Origin of the sequence: Streptomyces sp. Ag82_O1-12, assembly GCF_900182715.1 — a bacterium.
Classification (GTDB): Bacteria; Actinomycetota; Actinomycetes; order Streptomycetales; family Streptomycetaceae; genus Streptomyces; species Streptomyces massasporeus.
This window is the reverse complement of record NZ_FXUW01000001.1, coordinates 1,728,211-1,748,911: the sequence shown is the minus strand read 5'-3', so window position 1 is coordinate 1,748,911 and position 20,701 is coordinate 1,728,211. Positions and strand designations below refer to the sequence as shown.

General features: G+C 71.2%; 14 protein-coding genes and 1 pseudogene. 10 read left to right on the top strand and 5 right to left on the bottom strand.

Annotation, left to right across the window (positions count from 1 at the left end; all coding sequences use genetic code 11):
* Nucleotides 1-25: 25 nt before the first annotated feature.
* On the top strand, nt 26-1,066 hold the full coding sequence (locus QOL88_RS08070) for a helix-turn-helix transcriptional regulator (RefSeq protein WP_107426735.1): 1,041 nt from the start codon (nt 26-28) through the stop codon (nt 1,064-1,066).
* Here the strand turns inward: QOL88_RS08070 and ctaD are convergent.
* A pseudogene (gene ctaD, locus QOL88_RS08065) lies at nt 951-2,636 on the bottom strand (aa3-type cytochrome oxidase subunit I); the annotation flags it as partial. The gene QOL88_RS08070 and the pseudogene ctaD overlap by 116 nt on opposite strands.
* 425 nt (nt 2,637-3,061) lie before the next feature.
* Between ctaD and QOL88_RS08060 the strand changes: the two are divergent.
* A complete protein-coding gene (locus tag QOL88_RS08060; protein ID WP_097215768.1) occupies nt 3,062-3,277 on the top strand; it encodes a proteinase inhibitor I78 in 216 nt (71 codons plus the stop codon).
* 76 nt (nt 3,278-3,353) lie between these two features.
* On the opposite strand, the gene QOL88_RS08055 is transcribed toward QOL88_RS08060, so the two are convergent.
* Together QOL88_RS08055 and QOL88_RS08050 are read right to left on the bottom strand one after the other, a co-directional pair.
* Nucleotides 3,354-4,346 carry a phosphatase PAP2 family protein gene (locus QOL88_RS08055; protein WP_097215767.1) on the bottom strand — a complete coding sequence of 331 codons (993 nt, stop codon included), beginning with the start codon at nt 4,344-4,346 and terminating at the stop codon, nt 3,354-3,356.
* 227 nt (nt 4,347-4,573) lie between these two features.
* Nucleotides 4,574-5,809 (bottom strand): putative hexosyltransferase, encoded by a 1,236-nt coding sequence (locus tag QOL88_RS08050; RefSeq protein WP_097215766.1) that lies wholly within the window; start codon nt 5,807-5,809, stop codon nt 4,574-4,576.
* 262 nt (nt 5,810-6,071) lie between these two features.
* Here QOL88_RS08050 and QOL88_RS08045 point away from each other — a divergent pair, with 262 nt between their 5' ends.
* Both QOL88_RS08045 and QOL88_RS08040 read left to right on the top strand, forming a co-directional pair.
* The gene (locus QOL88_RS08045; protein ID WP_097215765.1) at nt 6,072-7,673 is read left to right on the top strand and encodes an MFS transporter; all 1,602 of its coding nucleotides are present in this window, start codon (nt 6,072-6,074) and stop codon (nt 7,671-7,673) included.
* A gap of 212 nt (nt 7,674-7,885) precedes the next feature.
* A complete protein-coding gene (locus QOL88_RS08040; protein WP_097215764.1) occupies nt 7,886-9,076 on the top strand; it encodes an acyl-CoA dehydrogenase family protein in 1,191 nt (396 codons plus the stop codon).
* Between the two features lie 50 nt (nt 9,077-9,126).
* Here QOL88_RS08040 and QOL88_RS08035 read toward each other — a convergent pair whose 3' ends face one another.
* On the bottom strand, nt 9,127-9,567 hold the full coding sequence (locus QOL88_RS08035) for a cell division protein SepF (protein ID WP_030850887.1): 441 nt from the start codon (nt 9,565-9,567) through the stop codon (nt 9,127-9,129).
* Nucleotides 9,568-9,856: 289 nt separating this feature from the next.
* Here QOL88_RS08035 and QOL88_RS08030 point away from each other — a divergent pair, with 289 nt between their 5' ends.
* The 4 genes from QOL88_RS08030 to QOL88_RS08015 all read left to right on the top strand — a co-directional run bounded on the left by QOL88_RS08030 (nt 9,857) and on the right by QOL88_RS08015 (nt 14,607).
* Nucleotides 9,857-11,119: a DUF5685 family protein gene (locus tag QOL88_RS08030; protein WP_179878798.1), complete on the top strand. Its 1,263-nt coding sequence runs from the start codon at nt 9,857-9,859 to the stop codon at nt 11,117-11,119.
* A gap of 84 nt (nt 11,120-11,203) precedes the next feature.
* Nucleotides 11,204-11,986, top strand: coding sequence for a DUF1684 domain-containing protein (locus tag QOL88_RS08025; protein ID WP_097215762.1), 783 nt, complete (start codon nt 11,204-11,206; stop codon nt 11,984-11,986).
* A gap of 228 nt (nt 11,987-12,214) precedes the next feature.
* Complete coding sequence (locus QOL88_RS08020) at nt 12,215-13,120, top strand: S1 family peptidase (RefSeq protein WP_097215761.1); 906 nt, start codon at nt 12,215-12,217, stop codon at nt 13,118-13,120.
* A 404-nt stretch (nt 13,121-13,524) separates the two neighbouring features.
* Entirely contained in the window at nt 13,525-14,607 is a 1,083-nt protein-coding gene (locus QOL88_RS08015; RefSeq protein ID WP_097215760.1) for a S1 family peptidase, read from the top strand.
* A 346-nt stretch (nt 14,608-14,953) separates the two neighbouring features.
* Here the strand turns inward: QOL88_RS08015 and QOL88_RS08010 are convergent, their stop codons facing one another.
* Nucleotides 14,954-15,967, bottom strand: coding sequence for a DUF3533 domain-containing protein (locus QOL88_RS08010; RefSeq protein WP_097215759.1), 1,014 nt, complete (start codon nt 15,965-15,967; stop codon nt 14,954-14,956).
* Between the two features lie 154 nt (nt 15,968-16,121).
* On the opposite strand from QOL88_RS08010, the gene QOL88_RS08005 reads away from it, so the two are divergent.
* Together QOL88_RS08005 and QOL88_RS08000 are read left to right on the top strand one after the other, a co-directional pair.
* Complete coding sequence (locus QOL88_RS08005; RefSeq protein ID WP_097215758.1) at nt 16,122-19,643, top strand: DNA polymerase III subunit alpha; 3,522 nt, start codon at nt 16,122-16,124, stop codon at nt 19,641-19,643.
* The gene (locus QOL88_RS08000; protein WP_097215757.1) at nt 19,640-20,623 is read left to right on the top strand and encodes a DNA polymerase Y family protein; all 984 of its coding nucleotides are present in this window, start codon (nt 19,640-19,642) and stop codon (nt 20,621-20,623) included. The genes QOL88_RS08005 and QOL88_RS08000 overlap by 4 nt, the downstream gene beginning before the upstream one ends.
* The last annotated feature ends 78 nt before the right edge of the window (nt 20,624-20,701 follow it).

Below are 20,701 nucleotides of genomic sequence, written 5' to 3'. Positions count from 1 at the left end.
CCGCAAGGCCTGACAGACTCGCCCCATGTTGGAGACCTCGGCCCGCCTGCTGCGTCTGCTGTCCCTGCTCCAGGCCCACCGCGAGTGGTCCGGCGCCGACCTGGCCGGCCGGCTCGGCGTCAGCGCCCGAACCCTGCGCCGGGACGTCGACCGGCTGCGCGAGCTCGGCTACCCGGTCAACGCCAGCCCCGGCACCGGCGGCGGCTACCAGCTCGGCGCCGGAGCCGAACTGCCGCCGCTGCTCCTGGACGACGACGAGGCCGTCGCCGTGGCGGTCGGACTGCGCACCGCCGCCGGACAGGGCATCGACGGCATCGGCGAGACCTCGGTACGCGCTCTCGCCAAGCTGGAGCAGGTGCTGCCGAACCGGCTGCGCCGCCGCGTGAGCGCCCTGAACGCCGTCACCGTGCCGATGCTGCGCAGCACGCTGCCCTCCTCGGTCGACCCGGCCGTGCTCACCGATCTCGCGCACCTGTGCCGGGACGCCGAACGGCTGCGGTTCGAATACCGCGGCCACGACGGCACCTCCACCCGCCGCAGCGTCGAGCCGCACCGCCTGGTGTGCACCGAACGCCGCTGGTACCTGGTCGCCTGGGACCTCGACCGCGACGACTGGCGTACGTTCCGCGCGGACCGCATCACGCCCAGGCCCCCGCACGGGCCGCGCTTCGTGCCGCGCGACCCGCCGGCCGAGGACCTGGCCGCCTACGTCTCCCAGGGCGTCTCCACGCGCGCGTACGCCGCTCACGCCCTCGTGCGGCTCCTGGCGCCCCTGGAGGAGGCCGTCCAGAACATCTCGCCCTCCGCCGGGGTGCTGGAGGCGGAGAGCGCGGACACCTGTCTGCTGCGCTGCGGCGCCGGCAGCCTCGACGTGATGGTCATCCACGTGGTGATGCTGGGCTTCGACTTCGAGGTGCTGGAGCCGGTCGAGCTGGTCGAGGCGATCAGGAGGACTCGGGACCGGCTTGATGGCGCTTTGGCTCGGGCTGCGCAGTCACCGCCGCGTACTCCGGATGGTGCAGGTCGAACGCCGGCGACTCGGAGCGGATCCGGGGCAGCGTCGTGAAGTTGTGCCGCGGTGGCGGGCACGAGGTCGCCCACTCCAGGGAACGGCCGTAGCCCCAGGGGTCGTCGACCTCGACCCTCTCGCCGTACTTGGCGGTCTTCCACACGTTGTAGAGGAACGGCAGCGTCGAGATGCCGAGCAGGAACGCACCGATCGTCGACACGGTGTTGAGCGCGGTGAACCCGTCCGCGGCGAGGTAGTCCGCGTACCGGCGGGGCATGCCCTCGGCGCCCAGCCAGTGCTGCACCAGGAACGTGGTGTGGAAGCCGACGAACAGCGCCCAGAACTGGATCTTGCCGAGCCGTTCGTCCAGCATCTTCCCGGTGAACTTCGGCCACCAGAAGTAGAAGCCGGCGAAGATCGCGAAGACGACCGTGCCGAAGACGACGTAGTGGAAGTGCGCGACCACGAAGTACGAGTCCGTCACGTGGAAGTCCATCGGCGGCGACGCCAGGATCACCCCGGTCAGCCCGCCGAACAGGAACGTCACCAGGAAGCCCGTCGCCCACAGCATCGGCGTCTCGAAGGACAGCGAGCCCTTGAGCATGGTGCCGGCCCAGTTGAAGAACTTCACACCCGTCGGCACCGCGATCAGGAAGCTCGTGAAGGAGAAGAACGGCAGCAGCACCGCGCCCGTGGCGAACATGTGGTGCGCCCACACGATCATCGAGAGGCCGGTGATCGCCATCGTCGCGCCGACCAGCGTCAGATAGCCGAACAGCGGCTTGCGGCTGAAGACCGGGATGATCTCCGTGATGATGCCGAAGAACGGCAGCGCGATGATGTACACCTCGGGATGACCGAAGAACCAGAACAGGTGCTGCCACAGGATCGCCCCGCCGTTGGCCGCGTCGAAGACCTGCGCGCCGAACCGCCGGTCCGCCTCCAGCACCAGCAGCGCCGCCGCGAGCACCGGGAACGCCATCAGGATCAGGATCGACGTGAACAGGGTGTTCCACACGAAGATCGGCATCCGGAACATCGTCATGCCCGGGGCGCGCATCCCGATGATCGTGGTGATGAAGTTGACCGCGCCGAGGATCGTGCCGAAGCCCGACAACGCGAGCCCCATGATCCACAGATCCGCTCCGAGACCCGGCGAGCGCTCCGCGCTGTTGAGCGGGGCGTAGGCGAACCAGCCGAAGTCGGCGGGCCCGGAGGGCACCAGCAGCGAGCCGAGCACGATCAGCCCGCCGAACAGGAACAGCCAGTACGAGAACATGTTGAGCCGCGGGAAGGCGACGTCGGGCGCGCCGATCTGCAACGGCATCAGCTCGTTGGCGAAGCCCGCGAAGCTCGGCGTCGCGAACAGCAGCAGCATGATCGTGCCGTGCATCGTGAACGCCTGGTTGTACTGCTCGTGGTCGATGATCTGCAGGCCCGGGCGGGCGAGCTCGGCGCGCATCAGGAGCGCCATCGCCCCGGCGATCAGGAAGAACAGGAACGACGTGACCAGGTAGAGATGGCCGATCTTCTTGTGGTCCGTCGTCGTCAGCCAGTCGACCACCACCCGTCCGTGCCGCGTGCGCGGTTCGGAGGGCGCCACGGCCTGTACGGTCTGCGTCCCCATCGCTCGCTCGCCCCTTCGCTCATCGCGTGCCGGGCCCGCAGCCCGCGCCTCACATGCCCGCGAGCTCACGCCATGATGCTCGCGTCACCGCGCGCTCCGACAGGGGGCGTACCGGCCTCTCGGTGCCGAAGCCATGCATTTCCCGTACCGCGCCGACGCCGCCGGGCCGGTGCGGCACCGGAAAGGAATGGGGCCTCACCGGCACTTCTCCCGGCACTTTCCGCCGGGCTTTTCCATGAGCTCATGTGACACGCGGGAATTGCGATCGAATGCGTGCGGAAGGCGTACGGAACCGCTCGTCCGTGTGACGGGGGACGCCCGAAACTCCTGTCGTGATCTTGTGACAGAAGCGTGACCGGAGGCGGACAGTGACCGCCCGGGGCCCCGGACTTCCGCGCTCGCCGGGCAGGACATAGCGTGGCGGCATGGCACCGACTCCGACACCTCCCACGGAACCCGACGACAGCCCGGACACCTACGTCGGCCTGGAGGCCGGCCGGGCCGAACACCTCGCGCGTGAGCGCGGCTGGCCGACGGTGCGCGCGCTGCCGTCCGGGGCGATCATCACCATGGAGTACCGCGTGGGCCGGCTGAACTTCGAGGTCAAGGGCGGCCGGGTGGCGCGGGCCTGGAAGGGCTGAGACCCGGCTAAGGCCCCGGTTCCGCAGCGGAATCGGGGCCTTAGCCATGCCGGACGGGGTGCGCGCCGTCCCGTGGTCAGCCGCCCGTCACGGGGCGGGCGGACGGGGTCGAGCCGCGGGGGTGGCGCTCCGGGTGCGGCGGGCGACGACTGCCGGCCGGGGTGGTCGGGGTGCGCTCCGAGCGAGTGGTGTGCGGGCCCGGCGCCAGGTAGGCCGGAGTCCGGGGCGAGTGGGCCGCGACGTCGTCGCGGTCGGCCGGCACCGGCGTGACCAGCACGGGCGGCGCGCCGGCCGGGACGGCCGGGGTGCGGCGGCGGGCCCGCAGGCGGTCGCGCAGGTCGAAGATCGCGTCCTCGGCACGGGCGATCAGCGGCTCGAACCACGGCAGACCGAGCAGGATCAGCAGCCCCGCGGTCCAGCCGAGGAGCACATCGCTCAGCCAGTGCGTACCGAGGTAGACGGTGGCCATCCCGACGCCGAGCGAGGTCACCGCGGACACGGCGGACAGCCAGCGCTGCGCTCTCGCGCCGGACGCCAGGTAGGCCAGGATTCCCCAGGTCACCACGGCATTCGCGGTGTGACCGCTCGGAAATATATCGCCGCCGAGCCACATCTCGTTCGCGCCGATCGTGGTCGCGTAGTGGGGCCCCAGACGCCCCATGCCGTACTTGGCGGCGCCCACCGTGATGTTCAGCAGCAGCAGTGAGACGCCGAGCGCGAGCAGCGGCCGCAGGGTGTGCTGCCGCCAGGAGCGCCAGCCCAGCCACGCCGCGACCATCACGGCGGTCGGGCCGCGCTGGCCGAGGACCACGTAGTAGTCGACGAACCAGTGGATCTCCGACCACTGCTGGTACGGGCGGAAGAACATGACCTGCCAGTCGAGCCGGACCAGCCAGGACGTGATCACCACGGCCCACACGATCGCGCCGTAGAAGGCCAGGGTCGCCGCGAAGAGCACGATGCGGTGCCTGCTCATCTTCGGCACATCGATGTGGGCCGGTCGTTCCGGCTCACGGTCCAGCCGGGCGAACACCCGGTCCAGACGGGTGAGCTTCGGTTCGGTACGCACCCAATCGACGTTACAGCGAGTGAGCTCAGATCCCGGGCGAATCAACGGCTTTGTGATGACGATGTGATGTGGGATTCCTCTCAGGAGGAGGTTTATTTCCAGCGAATCTGCAATCGTCGGCCGCTGCGGCCTTCAATTCCTTTGATCATTCCGGATGGGGGTTTTATTGCGCTTTTGAATTCGTTCACCGGGGCATGGCGCGGAATTCCCCTGGCGCTCACAGCCGGTCAGGGCGGACCGGAGCCGTTCAGCCAGAACGCCCCGTACACCGCGGATGCCACCGCCACGACCCCGAGCACCGCCGCTGACCTGCGGATACGCGCTCCGGCCAAGGCCCGCGCGAGAGGCAGGAGCAGGGGGAAGGCGGGCAGCAGAAGACGCGGTTTCGAGCCGAAGTAGCTCGACGCGCACAGGGCCAGCGCGGTCACGACCCCCGTGTAGACCAGCAGCGGCAGCGGCTGGCGCTGACGTACTCCGGTCGCATACAGCCAGACGACTGACGCGACCCCGATGATCAGCCCCACGCCGGCCAGAGCCGCCGGGAACGACGTGAACTTGTCGGCGACGAACCGGGCGAATGCCCAGCCGCCGTCGAAGCCGTTGCGCCATCCGGCCTGGACGTCCAGATACCCCAGCGGGCCCTTGCCGGTGTGGTGCCCGACCCAGAGCACGTAGCCGACGGCGCCGAGCGGGGCCAGGACCATGCCGAGGATCCGCCGGAGCCGGATCCCGGGGGCGGGTGAGGCTTCCGGGCCGGGCGGGATGCCCTGGGCGTCGGGGGTGTCCAACGTGTCCCGGGGGGCACCCGCGGCGGCCGCACGCCTGTCCCGTGCGAAGGAGGCCGGCGCCGCCACCCACACCGCGGCCACCACGGCCAGTCCCACCGGACGGGTCAGTCCCGCGCACAGGGCCAGCGTGCCCGCCGTCACCCAGCGGCCGGTCAGCACCGCGTACAGCGACCACGCCGCGAGCGCCGTGAACAAGGACTCGCTGTACGCCATCGACTGCACGATCCCGACCGGCAGGACAGCCCACAGCAGCACCGCGCACACCCCGGCCCGGCGGCCGTACACACGGTCCGCCACCGCGAAGATCCCCCAGGCCGCGGCGAGCGAGGAGACCACGCTCACGAGGAACCCGCCGTCCGCGTACGACAGCGGAGACACCGCCGCCACGAACCGCTCCAGCCAGGGCAGCAGCGGGAAGAACGCCAGGTTCGAGTGCACGTCCCCGTTCGCCAGCCGCACCTCGTAGCCGTAGCCGAGCTCGGCGACCCTGACGTACCAGAGCGCGTCCCAGCGAGCGGTCAGCAGCGTGTACGCGCTCTTGTCCCGCGCCGCGCTCCACAGGAACAGGGCCAGCAGGCCCAGGGCGCGGACGGCCACGTATCCGGCGAGCGCCGGGGCCGCCCGGCGCAGCGCCCCGGCGCGGGTCGGAGCCGCGCCCGTCTCAAGATCCGTCACGCGCCCGATTATCGACCCGGGCCGGAACCACCCGGCCGGCCGGGGCGTGGACGAGGTGGGAGGGAGTGGCGTACGCCACATCCTTCCGCCGGAGGTGTGAGAGGTCCGCCACTGGTCTCCGTCGAGGACTCGCGTACTCTGACGTGTCACTCGCTTTTCGTTTGCGCGGGCCGGGGACCACCGCTCCTCTCCGGCCGAGTCGCGGGGGCGTCCCCCACCCCGTGAGCCCGCCGATCGCGAGGAACATCTGGGAGGTACGTACATGTCCGGGACGACCACGGCCGCCGCTGCGCTGCGCCGTCGGGCGGCCGGGGCCGGTGCCAACCGCTGGGTGGTGCTCGTCGTCCTCTGCGTCAGCCTGCTGCTGGTCGCCGTCGACGCCACCGTGCTGCACGTGGCGGTCCCCGCCGTCACCGAGGACCTGAGGCCCGGCGGAATCGAGCTGCTCTGGATCGTCGACGTCTACCCACTGGTCTGCGCCTCGCTGCTGATCCTGTTCGGCACGCTGGGCGACCGCATCGGCCGCCGAAGAGTCCTGCTCCTCGGATACGCGCTGTTCGGCGTCGCCTCCGGCCTCGCGGCCCTGGCCGACAGCGCCCAGGTACTCATCGTGGCGCGGGCGCTGCTCGGCGTGGGCGGCGCGATGATCATGCCCGCGACCCTTTCGATCCTGCGGCAGGTCTTCCCGGACCGGCGCGAGCGGGCGCTCGCGATCGGCATCTGGAGCGCCGTGGCCGCGGTGGGCGCGGCGGTCGGTCCGCTGCTCGGCGGCTTCCTGCTGGAGCACTTCTGGTGGGGCTCGGTGTTCCTCGTCAACATTCCGTTGATGCTGGTCAGCCTCCCGGTGGGACGGCTGCTGCTGCCCGAGTCGAAGGGTGACGGCAGGGGTCCCTGGGATGTGGTCGGCGCGCTGATGGCGGCGGTCGGGTTGTTCGGTGTCGTGCTGGGCGTGAAGCGGCTCGGCAGCGGGGAGTCGCTGGGCAGTCTGCTCACCGTGCCGTCACTGGTGGTGGGCGCCGCGCTGCTGGTCGCCTTCGTACGGCGGCAGCGGCGGCGGGCGTATCCGCTGGTGGACCTCACGATGTTCGCGCGGCCGGCGTTCAGCACGTCCGTCGGGTGCATCGTGCTGGCGATGCTCGCGCTGGTGGGTCTGGAACTGATCGCGGCGCAGTACCTGCAGCTGGTGCTCGGGCTGTCGCCGCTGGAGACCGGGCTGCGGCTGCTGCCGCTGACGTTCGCGGCGATGGCGGCCGGGCTGGCCGGGGCGCGGCTGCTTCGGCGGTTCGGGCCGCGGCGGATGGTGTGCGCCGGGTTCTGCCTCACGGCGATCGCGGTGGTGCTGCTGACGGCGCTGGGCCGGACCGACGACTGTGCGCTGATGGTGAGCGGGTTCGTCCTGCTCGGCTTCGGGCTGGAGACGACGCTCTTCGGGGCGTACGAGTCGATGCTGAGCGAGGCGCCGCAGGAGCAGGCCGGTGGGGCGGCGGCGATCGGGGAGACGTCGTACCAGCTCGGGGCGGGGATCGGGATCGCGCTGCTCGGCACGGTGATGAACGCGGCGTACGCGCCGGGGCTGTCCGGGGTGCACGGGGTTCCGGCGTCGGCGTCCTCCTCCGCGGGGCATTCGCTGGGGGAGGCGTACGAGGTCGCCGCGCAGCTGGGCGGGTCCGCCGGTGCCGCGCTGCGGCATGCCGCCCGGGACGCGTTCGTGCACGGGCTGCATGTGACGTTGCTGGTGAGTGCGGGATTGTTGCTGCTCGGTGCGGTGATGGCGTTGCGGTTGCCGCGGGTCATGAGTTGCGAGCCGGGCCCGGTGGAACTCCCTGCACCCAGGGACGCGGCGGAGTCACGCGTCTCGGTCTGATGCCCTCCGCACCGGTCCCGGTCCCGTCGTCGGGCTGATCTGTATCCGCCACTCGCTGTTTCCTCGATCCACGGCTCGCGGATGCCCGCGGTGTGGTGATGGCCGCCGGCGAGTTCCGCTCACAGTTGGCGGCTACGGGTGGTGCGGAGGCGGGCGGACGTCGTAGCGTCTTGGCTAGCGGTGCTAGTTAAAGAGTTTCGGAGGGTGTCGTCATGTCCGGTTCGTCCAAGCTGCCTCCCTTCGATCCCGGCGATCCCCTCGGCCTGGACGACCTGCTGGAGCCGGAGGACCTCGGGATCAGGGACACCGTGCGGGCCTGGGCCGCGGACCGGGTGCTGCCGTACGTCGCCGAGTGGTACGAGAAGGGGGAGCTGCCGGGGATCCGGGAGCTGGCCAAGGAGCTCGGCGGCATCGGTGCCCTCGGGATGTCCCTGGAGGGGTACGGCTGCGCCGGCGCGTCAGCCGTGCAGTACGGACTCGCCTGCCTGGAGCTGGAGGCCGCCGACTCCGGCATCCGCTCCCTCGTCTCCGTGCAGGGCTCCCTCGCCATGTACGCGATCCACCGCTTCGGCAGCGAGGAGCAGAAGCAGCAGTGGCTGCCGCGTATGGCCGCCGGCGAGGTCATCGGCTGCTTCGGTCTCACCGAGCCCGACCACGGCTCCGACCCCGCCGCCATGACGACGCACGCCAAGCGCGACGGCTCCGACTGGATCCTCAACGGCCGCAAGATGTGGATCACCAACGGGTCGGTCGCCGGCGTCGCCGTCGTGTGGGCGCGGACCGAGGACGGGATCCGCGGGTTCGCGGTGCCCACCGACAGCCGCGGGTTCTCCGCTCCCGAGATCAAGCACAAGTGGTCCCTCAGGGCCTCCGTCACCAGCGAGCTCGTGCTCGACGACGTGCGGCTGCCCGCCGACGCCGTCCTCCCGGAGGTCACCGGCCTGCGCGGACCCCTTAGCTGTCTGTCCCACGCCCGCTACGGAATCGTCTGGGGCGCCATGGGCGCGGCCCGCAGCAGTTTCGAGGCCGCGGTCGACTACGCGAAGTCGCGGGAGCAGTTCGGGCGGCCCATCGGCGGTTTCCAGCTCACCCAGGCCAAACTCGCCGACATGGCGGTCGAACTGCACAAGGGGATTCTGCTCGCCCATCATCTGGGGCGGCGGATGGACGCCGGCCGCCTGCGTCCCGAGCAGGTCAGCTTCGGCAAGCTCAACAACGTCCGGGAGGCGATCGAGATCTGCCGCACGGCCCGGACCATTCTCGGCGCCAACGGGATCTCGCTCGAATACCCCGTGATGCGGCACGCGACCAACCTCGAGTCGGTGCTCACCTATGAGGGCACCGTCGAGATGCACCAGCTCGTGCTGGGCAAGGCGCTCACCGGACTCGATGCCTTCCGGTAGGCCGGTCCGGTAATCCCTGCGCGGGGGCAGGGCCGGTGAGCGGCCCTGCCTCAGCTCTGATTGAAGAAGCCGTCCGTGCGGTGCCCGGCCGGATCGCCGTTGACGATCTCCGTGTTCGCCGGGGTCAGCAGGAACACGCGCGTCGACACTCTCTCGATCGAGCCGCGCAGGCCGAAGATCAGCCCGGCCGCGAAGTCGACCACGCGCTTGGCGTCGGAGGCCTCCATGGCCGTGAGGTTCATGATGACCGGCACGCCCTCGCGGAACAGCTCGCCGATGGCGCGGGCGTCCCGGAAGCTGTCCGGGGTCACCGTGCCGATGCGTCGGCCCTTCTCCTCGGCGACGTCCGAGGCCACCTTGACGCGCGGATCGGTCACCCAGGCTTCCCCGGGCTCGTTTCCGTCGGAGTAGTCGTCGTCGTCGTAGTAACGCTCGTCTTCGTTGTCGTCGACGAGGCCAAGCCAGGCACTTGCCTTGCGTACCGATCCCATGGACGCCTCCTCTCACAGCGGTCTTTCTGCTTTCCGCATCCCTATGGTCGTCCATGATGCGGATGGCGCGCCAAGTGGATAGACGCCGCACGGGGGGTTTGTGACGGTACTGGTGCACAGCGAATCCGTCGAGAGTCCGTGTGTCCCAAGGGCCGTTTCCCAAACGGCTGCTGACTGTGAGTGAAATATGATTCTTCCCGGCGTACGGGTGACGGCCGGGGCGTACGGGTGAATGCGGGGCCGGTACGATGCCGCAGCTCAACGTCGTCATGGAGTTCGGGGGAGCGTCGTGTTCGGAATCGTCAGACCTTGTAGACACCGGCTCGGGGAGAAGCTCACCAGCCAGTGGATGGCGCATTTGTGCGGGCTTTGCCTCGCGTTGCGCGGTGACCACGGGCAGTTCGCCCGGATTGTCACGAACTATGACGGACTGCTCGTCTCTGTTTTGACGGAGGCTCAGGCGAAGGCGGACGGCAGTGGCCGGCGTACGGCCGGGCCGTGCCCGCTGCGCGGCATGCGCACCGCCTCCGTCGCACACGGCGAGGGAGCCCGGCTCGCGGCGGCCGTGTCCCTGGTGCTGGCCTCGGCGAAGGTGCGCGACCACGTCACCGACGGTGACGGGCTGTTGGCCCGCAAACCGGTGGCGCGTGCCGCGCGCCGGGTCGCAGTGAGTTGGGACACGGCCGGTGCGCGGACCGGCTCCGCCGTGGGATTCGACACCGCGCTCCTGGTCGACGCCGTGGACCGGCAGGCCGGGATCGAGGCGCTGGCCGGGCCCGGGACGCCGCTCCTGACCATCACCGAACCGACCGAGACCGCGACCGCCGCGGCCTTCGCGCACACCGCGGTCCTCGCCGGCCGGCCGGACAACGCCGGGCCGCTCGCCGAGGCCGGGCGGCTCTTCGGGCGGCTCGCGCATCTGCTGGACGCCGTGGAGGACCTGCACGCTGATGCCGCGTCAGGCGCCTGGAACCCGATCGCCGCGACCGGCACCTCCCTGATGGAAGTCCGGCGGCTCGCCGACGACGCGGTGCACGGCGTGCGGCTCGCGCTGCGCGACGCCGAGTTCACCGACGCGCAGCTCGTGCATCTGCTGCTCGTGCACGAACTGCGGCGCTCGGTCGACCGCGCGTTCGGCACGGTGCCGGTCTGCGCCTCCCACCAGGGCGGCGGACCCCACGGACAGCCCGGACATCCCGGACAGCCTTACGGGCAGCAGCCGCAGGGACCTTACGGGCAGCAGCCGCAGGGGCCCTACGGCTCCCCGCAGCCCCCGTACGCGGGCGGTGGCGGGAATCCGTACGCCGGTGGGGGAGGGGCGTACGGCGGCGACGGATTCGGCGGTGGTTTCGGTGGGGGCGTTCCGGCGCCCCAGCCGCCCCGCCGGCGTGGGTTCTGGGCAGGCTGCGGGATGTTCTGGCTGCTGTGCTGCACCTGCAAGCTGTGCTGCGCCGAGGAGTACGAGGGGCCGTGGTCCCGTAAGAAGCGCGAGGGCGTCTGCCGGGACTGTGACTGCGACGGGTGCGACTGCTGCTGCCCCTGCGACGGCTGACCCGTCCGCGCCTGCGACGGCTGACCCGTCCGCGCTCGCCGGCCCTACGAGGGTCGGCCCGCCCCGTGTGGCAGGGTCGCCCGTATGACGACGGACGCTTTCGAGGACTGGCGGCGGTGGCACGAGCGACGCGTCGCGACGGTGTCGGCGCCGTACGGGCCGCTCGCGCTCATCGGCACCCACTGGCTCGAGGACTATCCGGACGGTCGACTTCCGGACATCCCCGGGTCCTGGCGGGCCGACGGCGACGCGGTGGTGCTGACCGCCCCCGAGGCGGACGGACTCACCGTTGACGGACAGCCCTTCGGCGGCGAGGTGCGGATCGCCGCCGACCCGGGGCCCGCGAGCGCGGCCCGGGTGGCGTACGGGGAGCGGCGGCTGGTCGTGCTGGTGCGTGAGGGGGCGTGGGGCGTGCGGGACTTCGACCCGGAATCCTCCGCACGCCGGGCGTTCGACGGTCTGCGCGTCACGCCGTACGACCCGCGCTGGGCGGTGCCGGGGCGCTTCACCCCGTACGACACCGGCCGCACGGTCCGGGTGCCGAACGTCGACGGGCGGGAGCGCGGGCTCGGGCTCGGCGGGGAACTGGTCTTCGAGCTGGAGGGGCGGGAGCTGAGCCTTCAGGTGTCGCTCCAGGACGACGGCTCGCTGTGGGCGGTGTTCGCCGACGCCACCAGCGGGAGCGGCAGTTACCGCTTCCGGTTCCTGCATCCCGCCGCGCCGGACGCCGAGGGGCGTACGACGGTCGACTTCAACCGCGCGCTGCTGCCGCCGTGCGCCTTCGCCGACCACTTCGTCTGCCCCTTCCCGCCGCCGGGGAACACGCTGGACGTCGAGGTCGCGGCGGGGGAGCGCACACTTTCGTGACGCCGGGGCGGGAGTGCGGGCGCAGGCCCGGGGGTGCTTCGTAAAGAACCGTCAAAGGTCGAAGTCCGAAAGGCACTCTTGCGCCGACCGGCCGTTCGGCCGAATACTCCCCCTCAGCGCTTGTCAGGGGCACGGCGTGTTCGGAATCCGGACAGCCGGTCCCAGGCTGCGCCTCACGGGCCCGAAACCCCACGAGGGCCCCCGACTTCCTTTGTGGAGGAACGAAAAGTGAGGATCAAGCGCACCACCCCTCGCAGTGGCATTTCGAGACGGACCCGGCTGATCGCCGTTTCCACCGGCCTCGTTGCCGCCGCAGCGATCGCGATCCCCAGCGCGAACGCGTCCGACGCCCCCACCACCTTCAGCGCCGCCGAGCTCAAGAGCGCCAGCGGCTCGTTGCTGAAGGCCGACATCCCGGGTACCGCCTGGGCCGTCGACAGCAAGACCAACCGCGTGCTCCTGACCGTGGACAGCACGGTCACGCAGGCCGAGATAGCGAAGATCAAGCAGCAGGCCGGCGGCAGCGCCGACGCGCTCACGATCAAGCGCACCCCGGGCAAGTTCAACAAGCTCATCCAAGGCGGCGACGCCATCTATGCGAGTAGCTGGCGCTGCTCCCTCGGCTTCAACGTCCGTGCCAGCAACGGCACCGAGTACTTCCTGACCGCCGGTCACTGCACCGACGGCGCGGGCACCTGGTACTCCAACTCCGGCCGCACCACGGTCATCGGCTCCACCGCCGGCTCCAGCTTCCCGGGCAACGACTACGGCCTCGTGCGCTACAGCGGGTCCGTCAGCCGTCCCGGTACCGCGAACGGCGTGGACATCACGCGCGCGGCCACCCCGAGCGTGGGCACCACGGTCATCCGTGACGGCTCCACGAGCGGTACGCACAGCGGTCGTGTCACGGCCCTCAACGCCACCGTCAACTACGGCGGCGGAGACGTCGTGTCCGGCCTGATCCAGACCACCGTCTGCGCCGAGCCCGGTGACTCCGGCGGCTCGCTCTACGGCAGCAACGGCACGGCGTACGGGCTGACCTCCGGCGGCAGCGGCGACTGCACCTCCGGTGGCACGACGTTCTTCCAGCCCGTCACGGAGGCCCTGAGCGCCTACGGCGTCAGCGTCTACTAGGTCGTCCGCCAGGCCCCGGCGGCAGTTCGCAGCACTTCACGGCTCATCGCCCCCGCACGCGTCGCGTGCGGGGGCTTCGTGTTGTTCGCGGGGGTTTGGGCTGTGTGTGGGTGGCTCTCCGAACCGGCCGTCAAGGGGGCGAAATTCAGCCACGGGTAGACCTCACAGAGTGGGCACACATTACTCACGCGTAATGTTTGCAGTGTGAACGCGCGGGAGTTGGGTCCGATTTGATCGCGGACGGTCAAAATGAGAGGGCGCGCGAAGCGCTGTCTACGCGCGTCTCGAACTCACCCTTGTGTGCTCCCCGTTGTCCTCGGAATAGTGGGCGCTCGTCAACGAAGCCTTCCGGCTCGTGAGGTCCCCACAACCTCTCGTGCCGACCCCCCACAGGAGGACAGAAGTTGAAGCACCGACGCATACCCAAGCGGCGTGCAGTCGTGGCAGGCGCGGGCATGGCCGCGCTGGTTGCCGCGGGAGTGACGTTCCAGACCGCGAACGCCAGTGAGACCCCTGAGGCGTCCGCACCCCGGACCCTGTCGGTCACGGCGGCCGGAAAGCTCGCCTCGACGCTGACTGAGGACCTCGGTGGCGACGCGGCCGGGACGTACTACGACACCAAGAGCAAGAGCCTCGTGGTGAACGTGCTCGACGAGGCCGCCGCGCAGGCCGTCGAGAAGGCCGGCGCCAAGGCGAGAGTCGTGGCGAACTCCCTCGCCGAGCTCAAGAGCGCCCGCAGCACGCTGAAGCAGGACGCGACGATCCCGGGCACCGCCTGGGTGACCGACCCGACGACGAACAAGGTCGTCGTGACCGCCGACCGCACGGTGTCCAAGGCCGAGTGGACGACGCTGACGAAGGTCGTGGACGGGCTCGGGGCGAAGGCCGAACTCAAGCGGTCGAAGGGGGAGTACAAGCCCTTCATCGCCGGTGGCGACGCGATCACCGGTGGCAGCGGGCGCTGCTCGCTGGGCTTCAACGTGGTCAAGGGCGGCGAGCCGTTCTTCCTGACCGCCGGGCACTGCACCGAGGGCATCTCCACGTGGTCGGACTCCAGCGGCAAGGAGATCGGCACCAACGCGGACTCCCAGTTCCCGGGCAACGACTACGGGCTGGTCAAGTACACCGCGGAGGTTGCTCACCCGAGTGAGGTGAACCTGTACAACGGGTCCACCCAGAAGATCTCGGGTGCGGCGAACGCGACCGTCGGCATGGCGGTGACCCGGAGCGGGTCGACCACGCAGGTGCACGAGGGCAAGGTCACGGGGCTGGACGCCACCGTGAACTACGGCAACGGCGACATCGTGAACGGGCTGATCCAGACCGACGTGTGCGCGGAGCCGGGTGACAGTGGCGGGTCGCTGTTCTCGGGCGACAAGGCGGTCGGGCTCACGTCCGGTGGCAGCGGTGACTGCACCTCGGGCGGGGAGACGTTCTTCCAGCCGGTGACCGAGGCGCTGTCGGCGACCGGGACCGAGATCGGCTGACGCTCGGAGTTCGTGGAGCCCCGCCCCTTGTGAGGGGTGGGGCTTTCCGCTGTGTGTGGCGGGCTCCGGTGGGGGTGCGCGTGTGTTTCGGGTGGGGGTGCGCGTTCGTTTCGCCTGGCGGTGGGTGGGGGGCGCGTTCGTTTCGCCTTCGTGGTGGGTGGGGGTGCGCGTGCGTTTCGCCTTCGCGGTGGGTGGTGGGTCGGGGCCGCGCCGGGGGGTGTCCGTCCTCGGAACGGCGCGATGGGGTTGCGTACCGACTGACTGTTCGTTGACGCGCCAACCGCTGCGGGCGGACACCCCCCGACACGGCCCCTTCTCGCCGTACGCGGGTGCGGGTCGTGGCGGGTTACGTCGTGTTTGCGCGCTTTCGTACCGTGGCCGCCGCCAGGGTGATCGCCGTTCCTGCCACCGCCCACGCTGCCAGGACCAGGAGTGATGCCGTCATCGCGTTGTTGTCGAAGTAGGCGATGGAGCGCGTCGACCAGGTGCCGGCGCCCGGGGGGAGGGCCGGGCCGATCGCCTTCCAGAAGGGTGGGAGGAGGGGCGGGGGGAGGGCGCCGCCCGCGCTGGGGTTGCCGAGGATGACCACCAGCAGGATGACCAGGCCGATGCCGATCGTGCCGAAGACGCCCTGGAGGGCGAGGGTGGCCGCGCCTACGGCGAAGATGATCAGGGTGCCCAGGCCCCAGAGGGCCGCGGTGCTGCCCGGCAGGGCGTCCAGGATCGGGCCGGTGATGAGGGCTCCGCCGAGGCCGCCGGTGATCGCGACCAGGGCCATGACCGCCAGGCGGATCGCGGCGCGGGTGGGGTTGGAGGGTTTCGCCCCGGCGCTGATGGCCAGGGCCGCGGCGCCCAGGTAGCCGCCCACGCACCAGCCGATCACCAGGTAGAAGGACGAGAGTCCGTTGGGGTCGTGGGGCGCGGACGGGATCACGTCGATCGTCCGGATCGTGCGCCGCTCGGACTTCTCCAGGGTGGTGACGAGGGCCGTCAGCGTGGTGGAGAGGACTCTGCCGCCGCCGGAGGCGACCAGGAGGGTGTCGGTGCTGCCTCTGGGGTCGATGATCAGGGCCGCGTCGATGTCGCGCCGGGTGAGCTGGTTCCGTGCTGCTGCCTCGTCGGGCAGGGCGCGAGGGTCCAGGGGGGAGCCGGGGAGGCGTTCGAGTCGGGTGATCGCCTGTGCGGCCGCGGCCTGGGGGGCGACGAGACCGAAGGGCACGTCCTTGGGTTTCGGGTCGTGCAGCGCTCCCACGTACGAGGCGATGAACAGCAGCTGGAGCGCGATCACGCCGACGATGAGCAGGGTGGCCCGCGGGGTGACGGCGTCTCTCACCTCGGCGAGGAACGAGCTGTGCGGCATGCCTCCACGGTCGGGGGATATGGGGTGTTTCCGCAGGTGGGGCGGGGCCGAACGGATGTCGCACATACATTCGAGGATGGGGGTATGGTGGGGGTGAGGTAGTTGGGAACAGATGTTCGAGGGCTGGTGTGGCTCACGAGTACGGGAGGTGCGTGTGCCGGAGTTCACGCATCTGCACACCGTCTCCGGATTCTCGTTGCGCTATGGAGCCTCGCACCCGGAGCGGCTGGCCGAACGTGCCTCCGAGCGGGGCATGGACGCCCTGGCGCTGACCGACCGCGACACGCTCGCCGGCGCGGTCCGGTTCTCGAAGGCCTGCGGGAAGGCGGGGGTCCGGCCGCTGTTCGGGGTCGGTCTGGCGGTGGCGGGTACGGAGCCCAGGGTTGAGCGGCGGCGGACCCCGGTGCGGGGTGGTGCCTTTGTCGACGAGTCGGCTCCCCGCGTGACCTTTCTTGCCCGGGACGGTGCCCGAGGGTGGGGGGAGCTGTGCCGGCTCGTCTCGGCTGCCCATGAGGGGGAGGGGACACCCCTGCTGCCCTGGGGGCGCAATCATGCCGAGGGGCTGACCGTGCTGCTCGGGCCCGCGTCGGACGTCGGGCGCGCCCTGGCCGCGGGGCGGCCCGACCGGGCGGCGCGGCTGCTCGTGCCCTGGCGGGACGTCTACGGCGACGACCTGCGGTTGGAGGCCGTCTGGCACGGCCGGGAGGGGACGGGGCCGGGGTCGCTGCGGCTGGCCGCCCGTACCGTCGGGTTCGCCGCCGAGCAGCGCATCCGGCCCGTGCTCACCAACGCGGTGCGGTACGCCGACCCGGGGCTCGGGCCGGTCGCCGACGTGCTGGACGCCGCCCGGCGGCTGGTGCCCATCGACCCGGCCAAGGGGCTGGACTCCGGTGCGGCCTGGCTCAAGGGTGCCGGGGACATGGTCGGTGTGGCGGAGCGGATCGTGGAGGCCGCGGGGTTCCGTCGGGAGACCGCTCACCGGCTGGTGGAGCAGACAGAGGCCACGGCCGCCGAGTGCCTGGTCGACCCCGAGGACGATCTCGGGATCGGCACCGTCCACTTTCCCGAGCCGCATCTGGTCGGCGCGGGGCGCCGCACCGCCCAGCGGACGCTGGCCTCGCGGGCGGCGGCCGGGATGGTGCTGCGCGGGTACGACCGGCGGCGGGAGTACTGGGAGCGGATGCACCACGAGCTGGACATCATCGCCCACCACGGGTTCGCCTCCTACTTCCTGACCGTCTCCCAGGTGGTGGAGGACGTACGGACGATGGGGATCCGGGTCGCCGCCCGCGGGTCCGGGGCCGGGTCGCTCGTCAACCATCTGCTCGGGATCGCGCACGCCGATCCGATCGAGCACCGGCTGCTGATGGAACGCTTCCTGTCGAAGGAACGGGTCGTGCTGCCCGACATCGACATCGACGTGGAGTCCGCGCGCCGGCTGGAGGTCTACCGCGCGATCATCGGCCGGTTCGGCACCGAGCGGGTCGCGACCGTCGCGATGCCGGAGACGTACCGCGTGCGGCACGCGATCCGGGATGTGGGCGCCGCCCTGTCCATGGACCCGGCCGAGATCGACCGGGTCGCCAAGTCCTTTCCCCATATCCGGGCGCGGGACGCCCGTGCGGCACTGGAGGAACTGCCCGAGCTGCGCGCGCTGGCCGGGGAGAAGGAGAAGTACGGGAGGCTGTGGGAGCTGGTCGAGGCGCTGGACGCCCTGCCGCGCGGGGTGGCCATGCATCCGTGCGGGGTGCTGCTGTCGGACGCCTCGCTGCTCGCGCGTACGCCGGTCATGCCGACCAGTGGCGAGGGCTTTCCGATGTCGCAGTTCGACAAGGACGACGTCGAGGACCTCGGGCTGCTGAAGCTCGATGTGCTGGGTGTGCGGATGCAGTCGGCCATGGCGCACGCGGTGGGGGAGGTGGAGCGGGTGTCGGGGGTGAGGGTCGATCTGGACGCCCTGCCGCCGGGGGATCCGGAGACGTACCGGTTGGTCCAGTCCACCGAGACGCTCGGGTGCTTCCAGATCGAGTCGCCCGGCCAGCGGGATCTGGTCGGGCGGCTCCAGCCGGCCACGTTCCACGACCTCGTCGTCGACATCTCGCTGTTCCGGCCCGGGCCGGTCGCCGCCGACATGGTGCGGCCGTTCATCGAGGCGCGGCACGGGCGGGCGCCGATCCGTTATCCGCACCCTGATCTGGAGGGACCGCTGCGGGACACGTACGGGGTGGTCGTCTTCCACGAGCAGATCATCGACATCGTCGACATCATGACCGGCTGCGGACGCGGTGAGGCGGACCGGGTGCGGCGCGGGTTGTCGGACGCGGAGTCGCAGGCGCGGATCAAGGTGTGGTTCGCGCAGCACGCGGCGGCCCGGGGATATGACGCGGAAACGATTCAGCGGACCTGGGAGATCGTCGAGGCCTTCGGTTCGTACGGATTCTGCAAGGCGCACGCGGTCGCCTTCGCCGTGCCGACCTACCAGTCGGCGTGGCTGAAAACGCATCACCCGGCCGCCTTCTACGCCGGGCTGCTGACGCATGACCCCGGGATGTACCCGAAGCGGCTGCTGCTGGCGGACGCGCGGCGACGAGGGGTGCCGGTGCTGCCGTTGGACGTGAACGCGTCGGGAGTCGCACATCGTATCGAACTGGTGTCCGGTAAATGGGGGCTGAGGTTGGCCCTCTCCGATGTCCACGGCATCAGCGAGGCCGAGGCGGCGCGGATCGCCGAGGGGCAGCCGTACGACTCGCTGGTCGACTTCTGGGAGCGGGGCCGGCCCAGTCGTCCGCTGGCCCAGCGGCTCGCGCAGGTGGGAGCGCTGGACGCGTTCGGCGCCAACCGCCGTGATCTGCAACTGCATCTGACCGAGCTGCACCGGGGTGCCCGGGGCGGGGGCGGTGGTCAGTTGCCGTTGGCCGGGGGGCGCAGGACCGCGCCGGCCGGGCTGCCCGACCTCACCTCCTCGGAGCGGCTCAGCGCCGAGCTGGGCGTGCTGTCCATGGACGCCTCGCGCAATCTGATGGACGACCACCGTGTCTTCCTCGACGAGTTGGGCGTCGTCTCGGCGCGGCGGCTGCGCGAGGCCCGGCACGGGGAGACCGTGCTGGTCGCGGGCGCCAAGGCGGCCACCCAGACGCCGCCGATCCGGTCCGGCAAGCGCGTCATCTTCTCCACCCTGGACGACGGCACGGGCCTGGTCGACCTCGCCTTCTTCGACGACTCCCACGACGCCTGCGCCCACACCGTCTTCCATTCCTGGCTGCTGCTGGTGCGCGGGGTGGTGCAGCGCCGCGGCCCGCGCAGCCTCAGCGTGGTGGGCGCCGCCGCCTGGAACCTCGCGGACCTGCTGGAAGTGCGCCGGGAGGAGGGGCTGGAGGGGGTCGCGGCCCGGCTGGTCGGCCCCGGCCCCGGCCCCGGCTCCGGTGGTTCCGGCGAGGAGGGTTCCGGCGACGGCGGTTCCGGTGACGACGGCGAGGGAGCCGCGCGGCGGCGGCTCGCCGGATCGGACGGTGCGCCCGCGCCGACGGGTTCCGCGGCCAAGGATCCGATGGAGCAGCGGAAGATCCGCATGTCCACGGGGTACGAGATGCACCCCTGGGCCGATCTGCGTCCGGCGGGCGAAGGGCCCGCGAACACAAGGAAGTTGTGGCACCAGAGTCCGGGGAGTGCGGGATGACCATCCTCTGCGTACGTTTCCAGCCGCCTCCGACGAGCGAGGCGGATCTGCCCCATCTGCTCGGGATGCTCGAGGAGTTCACCCCCGTCGTCCAGGCCCTGCCACCGGACGGTGCGCTGGCCGACCTGCGCGGCGCCGAGCGGTACTTCCGGCGGGACGCCGTCGAACTGGCCTCGGTGATCCGGGTGCGCTCGCTCGCGCTGCACGGCGTCGACTGCGTGATCGGGGCCGGGCCCGGGCCGATGCTGGCCCGGATGGCGCTGCGCGACGCGGCCCCCGGGGTGACGCGTACGGTGCCCGACGAGCCGGACGCCATCGCGGAGTTCCTCGCGGACCAACCCGTCGCCGCGCTGCCCGGCGTGGGCACCGCGACCGCCCGCACGCTGGGCGACTACGGCCTCGACACCCTCGGCCGGGTCGCCGCCGCGCCGCTGTCCACACTGCAACGGCTGATCGGCGCGAAGCCCGGCCGTGAGCTGCGCGAGAAGGCGAACGGCGTCGACCGCGGCCGGGTCGTGCCGAACGCCGTCTCCCGGTCCCTCGCGACGGAACGCCCCTTCGGACGCGACGAGCTGGACCCGGAGCGGCACCGCCGGGCGCTGCTGTCGGCGGCCGAGGAGATCGGCGCCCGGCTGCGCGCCCTGGAGAAGGTCTGCCGCACGCTCACCCTCACCGTGCGCTACGCCGACCGGTCCGCCACCACCCGCAGTCGCACCCTGACCGAACCGACCGCGCACTCCCCGGCACTGACCAGGGCCGCGTACGGCATGTACGAGGCACTCGGGCTGCAGCGGGCCCGGGTGCGGGCCATCGCCCTGCGCGCCGAGGGGCTCGACCCCGCCGACCAGGCCTCCCACCAGCTGACCTTCGACCCGGTGGACGAGAAGGTCCGCCGCATCGAGGAGGTCGCGGACCAGGCGCGGGCGAAGTTCGGGCCGCGGGCGGTGATGCCCGGGGGACTAGGGGGGCGGGCGGCGTAGCTCCCTGCCCGTGACGTCAGTTGGCCCACGGCGGCACGATGCGGGTGCCGTCGGCCAGCCGTGCCTCCAGACCGATGG

What these genes read in the sequence shown, in the direction of transcription:
- QOL88_RS08060 (WP_097215768.1), top strand. Translation starts at nt 3,062, where the DNA reads ATGGCACCGACTCCGACACCTCCCACGGAACCCGACGACAGCCCGGAC.
- QOL88_RS08035 (WP_030850887.1), bottom strand. Translation starts at nt 9,567, where the DNA reads ATGGGATCGGTACGCAAGGCAAGTGCCTGGCTTGGCCTCGTCGACGAC.
- QOL88_RS08070 (WP_107426735.1), top strand. Translation starts at nt 26, where the DNA reads ATGTTGGAGACCTCGGCCCGCCTGCTGCGTCTGCTGTCCCTGCTCCAG.
- QOL88_RS08010 (WP_097215759.1), bottom strand. Translation starts at nt 15,967, where the DNA reads ATGCCGCACAGCTCGTTCCTCGCCGAGGTGAGAGACGCCGTCACCCCG.
- QOL88_RS08045 (WP_097215765.1), top strand. Translation starts at nt 6,072, where the DNA reads ATGTCCGGGACGACCACGGCCGCCGCTGCGCTGCGCCGTCGGGCGGCC.
- QOL88_RS08025 (WP_097215762.1), top strand. Translation starts at nt 11,204, where the DNA reads ATGACGACGGACGCTTTCGAGGACTGGCGGCGGTGGCACGAGCGACGC.
- QOL88_RS08040 (WP_097215764.1), top strand. Translation starts at nt 7,886, where the DNA reads ATGTCCGGTTCGTCCAAGCTGCCTCCCTTCGATCCCGGCGATCCCCTC.
- QOL88_RS08000 (WP_097215757.1), top strand. Translation starts at nt 19,640, where the DNA reads ATGACCATCCTCTGCGTACGTTTCCAGCCGCCTCCGACGAGCGAGGCG.